The organism is Defluviitalea raffinosedens, from assembly GCF_016908775.1.
Classification (GTDB): Bacteria; Bacillota; Clostridia; order Lachnospirales; family Defluviitaleaceae; genus Defluviitalea; species Defluviitalea raffinosedens.
On the sequence record NZ_JAFBEP010000001.1, the window covers coordinates 77711 to 90298 of the forward strand.

General features: G+C 37.3%; 10 protein-coding genes. 2 read left to right on the plus strand and 8 right to left on the minus strand.

What is annotated here, in order from left to right; all coding sequences use genetic code 11:
• Nucleotides 1-288 precede the first annotated feature (288 nt).
• Together JOD07_RS00380 and JOD07_RS00385 are read right to left on the minus strand one after the other, a co-directional pair.
• Nucleotides 289-1299 carry a GGGtGRT protein gene (locus JOD07_RS00380; RefSeq protein ID WP_158739696.1) on the minus strand — a complete coding sequence of 337 codons (1011 nt, stop codon included), beginning with the start codon at nucleotides 1297-1299 and terminating at the stop codon, nucleotides 289-291.
• Nucleotides 1300-1319: 20 nt separating this feature from the next.
• On the minus strand, nucleotides 1320-2012 hold the full coding sequence (locus tag JOD07_RS00385; RefSeq protein ID WP_158739697.1) for an iron-sulfur cluster assembly scaffold protein: 693 nt from the start codon (nucleotides 2010-2012) through the stop codon (nucleotides 1320-1322).
• Between the two features lie 316 nt (nucleotides 2013-2328).
• On the opposite strand from JOD07_RS00385, the gene JOD07_RS00390 reads away from it, so the two are divergent.
• Nucleotides 2329-2742, plus strand: a complete 414-nt coding sequence (locus JOD07_RS00390; RefSeq protein WP_158739698.1) for a DUF3783 domain-containing protein — start codon at nucleotides 2329-2331, stop codon at nucleotides 2740-2742.
• 21 nt (nucleotides 2743-2763) lie between these two features.
• Here the strand turns inward: JOD07_RS00390 and JOD07_RS00395 are convergent, their stop codons facing one another.
• Both JOD07_RS00395 and JOD07_RS00400 read right to left on the minus strand, forming a co-directional pair.
• Nucleotides 2764-3858, minus strand: coding sequence for an MORN repeat-containing protein (locus tag JOD07_RS00395; RefSeq protein ID WP_204611590.1), 1095 nt, complete (start codon nucleotides 3856-3858; stop codon nucleotides 2764-2766).
• 33 nt (nucleotides 3859-3891) lie between these two features.
• Nucleotides 3892-4734 (minus strand): TrmH family RNA methyltransferase, encoded by an 843-nt coding sequence (locus JOD07_RS00400; protein ID WP_243429197.1) that lies wholly within the window; start codon nucleotides 4732-4734, stop codon nucleotides 3892-3894.
• A 203-nt stretch (nucleotides 4735-4937) separates the two neighbouring features.
• Between JOD07_RS00400 and JOD07_RS00405 the strand changes: the two genes are divergently transcribed.
• The gene (locus tag JOD07_RS00405) at nucleotides 4938-6149 is read left to right on the plus strand and encodes an FprA family A-type flavoprotein (RefSeq protein ID WP_158739700.1); all 1212 of its coding nucleotides are present in this window, start codon (nucleotides 4938-4940) and stop codon (nucleotides 6147-6149) included.
• Nucleotides 6150-6238: 89 nt separating this feature from the next.
• On the opposite strand, the gene JOD07_RS00410 is transcribed toward JOD07_RS00405, so the two are convergent.
• From JOD07_RS00410 to JOD07_RS00425, 4 genes are all read right to left on the minus strand, one after another.
• Entirely contained in the window at nucleotides 6239-8446 is a 2208-nt protein-coding gene (locus tag JOD07_RS00410; RefSeq protein WP_158739701.1) for an alpha-galactosidase, read from the minus strand.
• A gap of 24 nt (nucleotides 8447-8470) precedes the next feature.
• The gene (locus JOD07_RS00415; protein ID WP_158739702.1) at nucleotides 8471-9298 is read right to left on the minus strand and encodes a carbohydrate ABC transporter permease; all 828 of its coding nucleotides are present in this window, start codon (nucleotides 9296-9298) and stop codon (nucleotides 8471-8473) included.
• A gap of 18 nt (nucleotides 9299-9316) precedes the next feature.
• Nucleotides 9317-10165 (minus strand): carbohydrate ABC transporter permease, encoded by an 849-nt coding sequence (locus JOD07_RS00420; protein ID WP_416387152.1) that lies wholly within the window; start codon nucleotides 10163-10165, stop codon nucleotides 9317-9319.
• A gap of 267 nt (nucleotides 10166-10432) precedes the next feature.
• On the minus strand, nucleotides 10433-12499 hold the full coding sequence (locus JOD07_RS00425; RefSeq protein WP_204611594.1) for a methyl-accepting chemotaxis protein: 2067 nt from the start codon (nucleotides 12497-12499) through the stop codon (nucleotides 10433-10435).
• Between the last annotated feature and the right edge of the window lie 89 nt (nucleotides 12500-12588).

Sequence of the window (12588 nt, forward strand, 5' to 3'; positions counted from 1 at the left end):
CCTTCTGGAGCATGTATTATTCTTAAGCATTCTCTCTTATTGTTCATGATCCGCTCTACATATAATATTACGGATTTCATAAAAAATTGTTTTAAACTTTTAGCAGGCTTCAAAAAATACCATCAGTTTAAGTTTAATAGTAAAAGCAGACAAAACGCAATACGCGCAAGTTTCCATCCTGCCCGAAAGGCTTTTTATTGTATAGGAAATCCGAAGGGATTTCCTATACAATAAAAAAGGACTTCTCAAATCTTACGACTTGAGAAATCCTCTATAGTAAGTGTTTTATTAAAACTTGCCAGCCTTAGCTGCTTCTTCAATGGCAACTGCTACTGCAACGGTAGCACCAACCATCGGATTGTTACCCATTCCGATCAGTCCCATCATTTCTACATGGGCAGGTACGGAGGATGATCCAGCAAATTGAGCATCAGAATGCATTCTTCCCATTGTATCTGTCATACCATAGGAAGCTGGTCCTGCTGCCATGTTGTCTGGGTGTAAGGTTCTTCCTGTTCCACCACCGGATGCAACAGAGAAATATTTCTTGCCTAATTCTGTACATTCTTTTTTGTAAGTTCCTGCTACAGGATGTTGGAATCTGGTTGGGTTTGTAGAGTTTCCTGTAATGGATACATCTACACCTTCGTGATGCATAATTGCAACACCTTCTCTTACATCATCTGCACCATAACATTTTACTTTTGAACGTTCACCATTAGAATAAGCTGTTTCTTTTACAATGTTTAATTTTCCAGTAGCATAATCAAAAGTGGTTTGAACATATGTAAATCCGTTAATTCTTGAAATAATCTGAGCTGCATCTTTTCCAAGACCGTTTAAGATTACTCTTAAAGGTTCTTTTCTTACTCTGTTTGCTGATTTAGCGATACCAATAGCACCTTCAGCTGCAGCAAAGGATTCATGTCCTGCAAGGAAAGCAAAACATTTTGTGTTTTCATCAAGAAGCATTGCTCCAAGGTTACCGTGTCCAAGTCCTACTTTTCTGTCGTCAGCAACAGAACCTGGGATACAAAAAGCCTGAAGTCCTTCGCCAATTGCTTTAGCTGCTTCAGAAGCAGTGGTGCATCCTTTTTTAATTGCGATAGCTGCTCCGGTGATATATGCCCAACATGCATTTTCAAAGCAGATGGGTTGAATATCTTTTACGATTTTATAAACATCTATGCCTTTATCGTCACAAAGTTTCTTAGCATCTTCGATAGAAGCAATTCCATATGTATTTAGAACAGAATTAATCTGATTGATTCTTCTTTCATATCCTTCAAATAACGCCATTTTCTCATCCTCCTAATCTATTATTCTTCTCTTGGGTCGATTACTTTTACAGCTTCAGCGAATCTTCCGTAAGTTCCTGTAGCTTTCTTGATTGCTTCAGCAGGATCAGTACCTTTTTTAATCATTTCCATCATTTTTCCAAGATGAATGAATTCATATCCGATGATTTCGCCATTTTCATCTAAACCAGTTCTTGTAACATATCCTTCTGCCATTTCTAAGTATCTTGGTCCCTTAGCCACAGTACTGTACATTGTACCTACCTGGCTTCTTAATCCTTTTCCTAAGTCTTCAAGGCCTGCTCCTACTGGAAGTCCACCTTCAGAGAAAGCAGTTTGGCTTCTGCCGTATACGATTTGAAGGAATAATTCTCTCATAGCTGTGTTAATGGCATCACAAACTAAGTCTGTATTAAGTGCTTCAAGAATTGTTTTTCCAGCTAAGATTTCTGCAGCCATAGCAGCAGAGTGTGTCATTCCAGAGCATCCGATAGTTTCTACTAATGCTTCCTGGATCACACCATCCTTAACGTTAAGAGTCAGCTTACATGCTCCTTGTTGAGGTGCGCACCAGCCAACCCCGTGAGTTAAACCGGAAATATCCTTTATTTCTTTTGCTTTTGTCCATTGTCCTTCTTGTGGTATAGGTGCTGGTCCATGGTTAGGTCCTTTAGCTACACAAGTCATTCTTTCTACTTCATGTGTGTAATTCATTCTTATCCCCTTCCTCTTTAAATGTAAATTTAATAATTGGCAATAATCCTATGAATGTTATATCTATTATCCCCACAGGTTATTATACCACGATTATCCTGTTCATTCTATTTAAAATTAAATTTTTTGTTAATTTATATACACGCTTGTCTTTTTATCATGTTTTCTGTGGAATACCTTAAAATAATCGCACATATTGAGCCTTGTCGGCTTTATCGACCATACTCGACATGAGGGTTCCGCAAGCAGAACCCTTTCTCCTAACCTGCAAATATGATATACTTACAAAAATAAAATCAATTAAAGAGGTGAAAATATGTCTTTTCAGAAAGTGGATTTAGAAGACAAAACCAGATCAGAAGACAAAATATCTGTGATGGCTTATGGTTACGATAAAAATGAAATAAAGATCTTAAAAAGCTATTGCGATACACTCTCTGTCGACCATTTCATCCTGGTCAACGATTCGGTTATTGATATGACTTTGGAGGAGCTCCTTAAACTTGATCAGACAAAAGAGGCTTCTTCTTATTTGATTCCGGCAAAAGCAGTTATTATGAACGGCTTTTCAGGAAGTGACCTGCAAGCTTTCTTAAAAGGTTTTAAGGATACCGGTCTTGAGCGCCCCATATTTGCTACCGTAACCCCTGTTTCAAAGAATTGGCCTTTTAAAACATTAATTAATGAACTGATCAAAGAACATGAAATGATGAAAAACAGAACAAAATAGGAGCGGCTTACGCCGCTCCATTTATTTTTCGGGTTGGACTGGTTCTCCCTTTTCCCATTGGCCTTTAAAAATGATTTTGCCTTCTTCATCGTATTTGGTTCCTTCTCCATGAGGAACACCATTGGCAAATTCGCCTTCATACATGATTTGCCCATTTTTATAGTATTCTATTCCTTTTCCATGGGAATAATCGTCTTTCATTTCTCCTTCATACTGAATTATTCCATTATCATAATAGGCTTTGCCTTGGCCGGTAGCTCTTCCTTCCACAAACTCTCCCATGTACATCACTTTTCCGTTTTCATAATAAATCTTGCCTCTTCCGTCAAAAACGCCATCCTTCCAATATCCCGAATAAAAAATTCTTCCATTAGGATAATAAGAATTTCCATGGCCGGAAGGGCGTCCGTTTTCTACTTCTCCTTCATAAACTTTTTTACCAGATGCATCATAAAAGATACCTGTTCCTGATATTTTTCCGTCTTTAAAGGTACCTTCGTACATAATCTTTCCATCTTTATAATATCTGATGCCCCGTCCGTGAGGCTTTCCATTCTCCATAACTCCCTCATAAGCCAGGGAACCATCTGCATAATATAATCTTTTCTTTGCTAAAATCGTATTGGACTGGTCTTTTTGGCCCAAAGCCTCTATACTTTTTATACTCATATCGTAAATTTTATACTGATTCTCTTCTGATTTTAAAATATACTGGAAAGTATTTCTGCGGTCTGTATACTCTTCACTATTATGAGACTTTACAATGATATCTACTTCAACAGTCACATCTTCATCCTTTTTTTGGATAAACCTTATGTTCTCAATTTCGTAAACCAAATCATAAGAAGATAAAATACGAAAAGTTTCTTTCAAGTCAGAATAATGTAAAACATAGATCGGACTTTTTTTGTGAAATAAGGCAATATACTGGTCGGGGTCATATGTTCTTATGGCTTCAACCAGATTTTCTATCACTTTTTTTACTGCTTTTTGCTCTGATGAAGAGATTTCTTCAATGTTCATTTGGGCATGGACAGGATTAAACCTGTACATGCTCATAATAACCATGATAAGCATAAGAATAAAAAGAAAACTTACTCTGCTGAGCCTCTTCATACACACACTCCTTTTTAATGGTATTCTTAAGGCTTAAACATTACTTCTTTGTCTTAGCACTTCATACATCAATATCCCTGCTGCCATGGCAGCATTGAGAGATTCAGCTTTCCCCGGCATAGGGATCTTGACCAAAAGATCCGTCTTTTGGGCTGTTGAATCTTTAATGCCATTGGCTTCATTGCCTATAATTAGGGCAATATTCTTTCTTAAGTCGCACTGATAGGGATACTTTTCACCTTTTAAATGGGCAGACAGTGTGGATATATTTCTTATCCTTAGTTCGTTAAGAAGGTCATTTATATCTGCATCTGTTAAGATTGGAAGATGAAAAATCGAACCCATGGTGGAACGGATCACTTTCGGATTGTATAAATCCACACTGCCTTTAGTTAAAATAATTCCATCCGCCCCCAGGGCATCTCCTGTTCTGATAATAGTTCCTAAATTCCCCGGGTCCTGAAGATCTTCCAGGATGATATAGAATCCATTTTCATTGGTCAATACTTTTTCCAGCGAAAAACTCTTCTGCCTGCAGATGGCCAAAACCCCCTGAGGGGTCATCGTATCCGATATGGCATTGAAAATTTTATCACTGACTTCAATAACTTCATTTTCAGATAAATGCCTATGTACTGAGATTCGATCCAAAAAAGACGGATTTTCTTTTTTAAAAGAAGAAGCAACAAAAATAGAATCGATCTCCCAGTCCTTTGGTATTTCCTCTACTATTTTAATCCCTTCTACAACAAAGGCTTTTTCCTTATTTCTGTTCTTTTTACTTTTTTGCAATCCCACAAGCCTTTTAATATGTCTGTTTTGCATGCTTTCAATCATATCTTCACTTCTTTCATTCTGCATTTCTAGGTCTGCCATTTTTTAGTATTAACTTTATTTCATAAATTTAATCCTCTCTTTGTAATATTTTCTTAACAATTATACCACAATATAATTATTACGCAAACAAAAGGCGTATTTGAGCCGTTGACAGGCAAACAAACATTTGCTAATATCTTTATTTGAAGATAATAATTATTTTTTAATATAAATTCTATTTTAGTCTTCAGGAGTGTGAAAGTATGTATAAATCAATAAAAATATTAGATAACTTATATTGGGTTGGTGCTTTGGACCCAGACCTTAAGATATTCGATATTGTTATGGAAACGAAATACGGAACAACCTACAATTCATATATATTAAAAGGCAGCCAAAAAACCGTATTATTTGAAACTGCCAAAGATAAATTCGCAAATCAATTTATAGACAGAATCAAGGACGTCATCGATATTAAAGAAATTGACTATATCGTAGTCAATCACACAGAACCGGATCATGTGGGCTCTGTTGCCACTTTGCTGGATTACTGTCCCGATGCAACCATCGTGGGAACCGGCCCAGCCTTGAGGTTTTTAAAAGAAATTACCAACCGCCCTTTTAATAGCCTTCCTGTTTCCGATGGAGATACACTTAATATAGGGGACAGAACCATTCGATTTATCATGACCCCTTTCCTCCATTGGCCAGATACCATGTATTCATATGTTGAAGAAGACAAAGTATTAATTACTTGTGATTCCTTCGGAGCTCATTATTGTGACGAAAGGGTATTTAATGATGTGATGGAAAAGGAAAAAGGAGCAGATATTCTGGATGCATATAAGTATTACTTTGATATGATTATGGGTCCTTTTAAGTCTTATGTCACTCAGGCATTGGATAAAATTAAAGATTTGGATATCAAGATTGTCTGCCCGGGACACGGCTTAATTCTTAGAAATGACATTCAAAAATACCTGGATCTATACAGAGAATGGTCCTCTGTAAAAGAAAGAGAAAAGCCAAGCGTCGTCATTGCCTATGTTTCAGCTTACGGCTATACGAAAAAAATGGCTGAAGAAATCGCCAAAGGCGTTTCCTCAGCTGGAGACGTGGACGTATTCATATTTGATATGGTTTACGAAAACCCTTCAAAGGTAATAGGGGAAATGCAAAGTGCAAAAGGATTACTCTTTGGTTCCCCTACGATTGTTGGCGATACTCTTCCCCCGATCTGGAACCTTCTTACTTCTCTAAATCCGGTGATTCATAAGGGAAAACTGGCCGGAGCTTTTGGATCTTACGGCTGGAGCGGAGAAGCAGTATCCAATATAGAAGGACGATTAAAGCAATTAAGATTTAAAATACCTGTACCGGGACTTAAGATCAACTTCAATCCTTCAAAAGACCAATTAAAGCAAGCTTATGAGTTCGGCCAAAAATTTGGTCAAGCAATCTTGGAAGAAAAATAACCCCTGTATATACAGGGGTTATGACATTAATACCGGGTCACAAAAGCAGAAACTGTTCTGCTCTATATTTTTTAAGATGTTTATAAACATTATGCCTTTTCAATATTAAATAAAACAGATGCAAAATCACCAATGTCTTCAAATTTTCTTCTGTCTATTACAAGCCCTGCATTCATCAGTTCACTGCCGTAATAAGTATCTGCTTTTCCAAAAGCAGTAACCTTATAAAGCATATCTGGATTGAGGCCTGTAAGTTTATATCGCAGCCAGCTTGCATTGACTTTATTCAATTTTTGATAATATGCTGCGATGGCTTGGGTTTTATCTTCTGATACCACCATCCAAGCCGTATCATTGCCTTCAAAAGGACTCTTTAAGCGATAGAAGACGCCTTGCTGGAATAGCTTTCTATATTTTTTATAATATTTAATTTGCTCTTTAATCTGTTCTAATTCTTCATCAGTGAGTTTATTCAAATCCAACTCATATCCAAAAGCTCCAAAATACGCTACATTTGCTCTTGTGTCCAATGGAGTAATTCTGTTTACCTGATGGTTGGGCACAGCAGATACATGGGCACCAATACTGGAAACAGGATATACAAAACTGGTACCATATTGAATTTTCATACGCTCAGCTGCATCGGTATCATCACTGCACCAGGTCTGTGGCGCAAAATAGAGCATTCCAGGATCGAATCTTGCTCCTCCGCTGGCACAGGATTCAAATAGAATATGAGGAAACTCAGTAGTAAGTCTGGTATATAAATCATATACACCCAGGATATATTTATGCATCACCATACCCTGCTCTTCAGGTTTTGCTCCTCTGGAATAGCATTCTGTGATATAGCGGTTCATATCCCATTTGATATAAGAAATTTTAGATTCTCTGATCACCTTTGAGATCATTTCATAGATATAATCCACAACTTCTTTTCTGGAGAAATCCAATACATGCTGTTGACGGCTTGGGCTTTCAAAGCGTTCCGGAGTAGAGAGAATCCAGTCAGGATGTTTCCTGTATAAGTCACTGTTCTTATTCACCATTTCCGGTTCAATCCAAAGTCCAAATTTCATGCCCATTTCTTCAATTTTTCTCGATAAACCTGCAATACCATTGGGCAATTTATCAAGATTTGGGTACCAGTCCCCCAGGGCCTGATGGTCATCATTTCTTGTTCCAAACCAACCATCGTCCAATACAAATAATTCTACTCCTACTTCTTTGGCTTTCGCCGCAAGGTTTAAGATTTTTTCTTCGTTAAAGTCCATATAAGTTGCTTCCCAGTTGTTAAGAAGGATTGGTCTTTCTTTGTCTCGCCATACTCCCCTTGCCAATCTTGTGCGGTAGAGCTTATGATAGGTCTGACTCATTTTATTTAAACCTTCATTGGAATAAACCATAACCAGTTCCGGCGTCTGGAAAGATTCTCCCTTATGAAGCACCCATTCAAAATTATTTGGATGAATGCCCATGAGAACCCTGGTTGTATCATGGGTACATACTTCTGCCTGTGCCAGGAAGTTTCCACTGTATACCAGACTGAATCCATATACTTCCCCTAATAATTCCGTGGTTTCTTTTCTCTTTAATGCAAGAAAAGGATTGTGCTCTGTACTGCTTATCCCACGCATGCTATAAATCGACTGAACACCTTGCTCCAGACTTCTTACTTTTACATAGCGTTCCCTTGACCATGCTCCTGACAAATGGATCATATCAAAATCTGCATCCGGTAAATCAACACATCCACTCATAGCATTGGTTAAAACAATCTTTTCTTCCCCATTGTGAATGAATTTCGCATGGCGGGTAATCACCGGCAATTCTTCATAAATCGTATAAGTAAGAATTAAATGTGTATCAATTACTTGATCGTATAAAACAATTTCAAGGCTGGTTGCTTCTTCGTCTTTCTCTGTATAAGTCGCCGGCAAAGGTTCAATTTTTTTCTTTCCACTGTATATGGAGTGGGAAACATATTTAAAATCTGTAATATGACTTCCGTTTTCCTGTTTTATAGTAAAGGCACCATAACGAAAATCCCCTATGCCGTATGACGGATATTCCTGTTTGGTATATTGCAGGCATAAAGTTGAAGGGGGTGGGCAACTAAAAGCTGCATGAGGACGAGGCATTTCCTCGTGGAGATAATGAAAGGATTCTTTATCATGGATTCTTTTTCCATAATATAAGTTGCCCAATTGCTTGTTTTCCATGATTTCAATAATGTAACTTACTTCATTGTTAAAGATGTGGAATTCCTGTGATGTTTCATGATAAATAACTGGCATAGTCATCTCCCTTTTCTATATATATTATAGTTTGCTTCCTGATGTTGCTATTCCTTCAACGAACTGTCTCTGGAACAAGATATATATGATGATCATCGGAATACATGCAAGCAATGAAGCTGCCATTAATTCTGGGAAGTTGGTTACAAACTGTCCCTGCAGTTTTGCCAGGGCTGCTGAGAGTGGCATGGTGGTTTGCTCTGTATTAACAACCAAAGGCCACATCAAATCTTTAAAAGCAAATAACGCCGTAAAGATTCCCAGGGCAACCATGGATGATTTGGTAAGAGGCAGCATAACATGCAAGAATATTTGTCCAATATTACATCCATCAAGTATTGCTGCTTCTTCCAGGTCTTTTGGAAGGCCCATATACGCCTGCCTTAAAAGGAAAGTACCAAAAGCTGTAACAAGACCGGGAAATATAAGCGCAAAGGAAGTGTTTAAAAGCCCCATTTTGCTCACCATTAAATATTGAGGTATGATAAAGATCTGGGCTGGTACCATCATTTGAAACAACACGATACCAAAAGCTAAATCTTTCCCCGGAAATTTCAGGCGTCCCAGAGCATATCCTGCCATCGTAGCAGTTAATACGGCACAAATTACCCGTCCTGCAATTAAAACCAGTGTATTCCAATACAATCTTAAGAAATTCATTTTACGAATTACTGACTTAAAAGCATCCAGTCTCCATTTGGAAGGAAAGATCACAAACGGATTCATTTGAGTCGCTTCTGATATCGTCTTAAAGGATGTTAACGCCATCCAGATAAACGGAACAATCATAATAATGGCTCCAATAATTAAAACCAGATGGACCAAATAAGTATATATATTTTCCTTTTTCATCCCCTGCACATCTCCCTTCTAATTATAGTTAACCCATTTTTTCTGGCAGATGACTTGAATGGCTGTAATAATCATAATAATCGCCAGAAGTAACATTACGATTGCTGAACCATAGCCCCTGTTATATTCAACAAAGGAATATTTATAGAATAAATACACCAGACTCTGTGTCTTATAAAGCGCCGGATTGGTAATACCAATCATCATATAAATTGAATCAAATACCTGCAGAGCTGCTATGACTCTAGTAACCGTAACAAAAAACATGGTTGGAGAAATCAGTGGTATTGTAATTGAAAAGAATTGCTTTACCGCACTGGCTCCATCTATCTCTGCTGCTTCATAGTAATCCGTTGGAATCTCCTGTAGTCCTGCCAGGAAAAGTACCATATTGTACCCGATAACAGACCATATGCCCACAATAGCAATAGAGATGTATGCAATCTTGGGATCAGAAATCCAGTTTACAGAAGGTAATCCTAATGAATTCAGGATATGATTTATTAATCCAAACTCTGAATTATACAGCCATCGCCAGACCATAGCAATTGCTGCTGGTGCTGCTACCATAGGTAAAAAGTATGTGGTTCGATAAATAGTTCGTCCTTTTATTTCGCGATTAAGAAGAACTGCCAGAACCAAAGCTATGGCAATTGAAAAAGGAACTTCTACAATTGCATATTTAAAAGTATTGATTAATGCCTGCCATACCGCTTCATCATTAAACATCTTTCGATAATTTTCTAATCCTACAAAGATATTACCCTTCCCAAAGGCTCCTGTTTTAAAAAAACTTTGATATAATGTCCGAAAAATAGGTATGATGTTCAATATAATTAGTCCGATCACCGTGGGTAAAATAAACATCCAGCCCCAAAGCGCTTCATTTAGCTTCTTTCCAGACCATTTTCCTTTTCGAGCGAGTTTCGGCTGATTTTGATTTAACGTTGAATGACCCATAAACTACCCCTCCTCACAAAATAGACAAAAGTATCTTCAATCTAATTCAATAGTACTATACAAAATAAACTACTTAAATAGCCTAATGTTGCAGTAATATGGAATAATGTTGTTTATATTACTTCTTTCCTAATGTAAGTTTATGCAATATGACCTAATGCAAAATCTTTATCCCTAAACCTTGAAAATAGACAACGACTGATTGAGTCTCGTAACCGCATCTCCTAAATCACTTGCCAGGTTTGCCAATTGTTCTGATAATGTATTCTGTTCCTCACTGGTGGCATTGACTTCTTCTATAGATGCTGAAGACTCTTGGACGATGGCAGTTATGCGTTCAATGGCTTCTACTGCCTGTTCTTTCTGAGACTCCATATGTTTCATTTTCATTCTGATTTCTTCTATTTGCCCGATTAAATCCTTTATATAATCTGCAGTTTTATGGAAAGCATGCTCTGTCTGAAATACGATTTGCTTTTCTTCTTCCAGGGTCTCTCCTGAAACATTAACAACCGATACAGTATTATTGGTTTTTTGCTGGATATTGGATACAATCTTACTGATCATTTCAGTAGATTGATTGGTTTCTACAGCTAATTTACGAATTTCTTCAGCAACTACTGCAAAACCCCTTCCGGCTTCTCCGGCCCGGGCTGCTTCTATAGCTGCGTTTAGCGAAAGAAGGTTGATCTGCTCGCTGATTTGATTGATCACCTTTACAACATTAATGATTTCTTTTGTTTCCTGACTTAATTCTTGTATGTGATGGTTTACTTGAGTAAAGGACTCTATGGTACGGATTGTTTTATCATTTAGACTGACCATCGTATGGCTTGAATCACTTATGGCTTCTTCAATGTATGTAATGACCTTCATCATATCTTCAATCTTTTTTACAACACTATTGATATTGCTTGCTAATCGATCCATTAAAGCATTTGTCTCTTCTGCTTCTTTAGCCTGACTCTGGGCTCCTTCTGCCAGTTCATTGATTGCATTGGTAACCTCTCCTGCTGCAATGGCTGATTGGGCAGAAACATTTTTGATTGTACCAGCATCTTTCTCTACATTTTTTGTAACATGATCTGCTGCGATGATTAAATTTCTCACATTTTGGATCATTTTATTAAAGCTATAGGATAATTTCCCGATTTCATTATTGCCTTTAATAGGGGATTGGGCAGTTAAATCTCCCTGCTCTACTCTTGACATAAGCTTCATAATACTTTTTAAAGGCCTGGATATACCAATCGAGATAGTTACTCCCACAACAACAGAAATCAATGTACATGAGATTACCATCAAAATAATGCCGCGCTGGACTGCTGTCATTTCTTCCATTAGCGACTCAATAAGTTCTACTGTTACTACCTTCCACCCAGTTTGTGTCGTTGCATAACTGATTACATGGCTCTGGTCCATTAAATTACCGGAGATATTATTACTATAGATGGCATCAAAATCGATATCTGATAACTTAGTTCCTAATTTCTCTGCATCCGTATGAGCAATAATCTGCTCATTCTCGTTCAACAGTATAATATCCGCAGAATAACCAGATTCTGATTCTCCAAAGGTTGAGTTGATTTCTTTGCTGTTAATAGAAAGGACTAATGCTGCCGTCTGTTCAGAAGTAATGGACTTTTTCACAGGCCTTACCAAATAAATGTTTTCATAAGAGTCATTAAACCCTGTAATCCACATAGGCTTCCCATTCGAAGCTTTTACCATCTCTATAAATTGATTCCCCATTTCTTTTTGAAGCACAAATTTACTTTCTCCAGATGTTACGGATAAGTCAGAACCGTATACTGTTCCATTTTCTTTGTAAATATTGGCAGTTTTAATATATTTATTAGAATTTATAATGGAAAATAAGGTATTCTCTATCTTTTTCTCATCACTGACTTTTTCCGAAATACTCGTATACATATCTTTTTCTATAGCATCCATGATCTCAGTATTGGAAGTAATGATCATCGAAATGTTTTCGATTTCTTTTAATTTCAAATCAATATTGGCAGCTGTCTGCTCTACCATTTTCTTTGAATAAAATCCCACCTTATCTCTGACCGTCTTCTCTGCTTTTATATAGGAAAATCCTGCAATCAAAAAGAGCGGTATCGTGCTTAACAATATAAAAGAGACTATGAGCTTTTGAGCAATACTTATATTTTGTAACGGATTAAGCCAAAAGTCCGTTTTCTTCGCTTCTTTTGATCTAAATTTTTTCCCTCCCATACAGATCCCCCATTCTCAGATCAGCAAAAGACCTGTTATAATTTTAAAGGCAGACTTTCCCTTATAGATTCAGCCTGCCTTTAAAATAC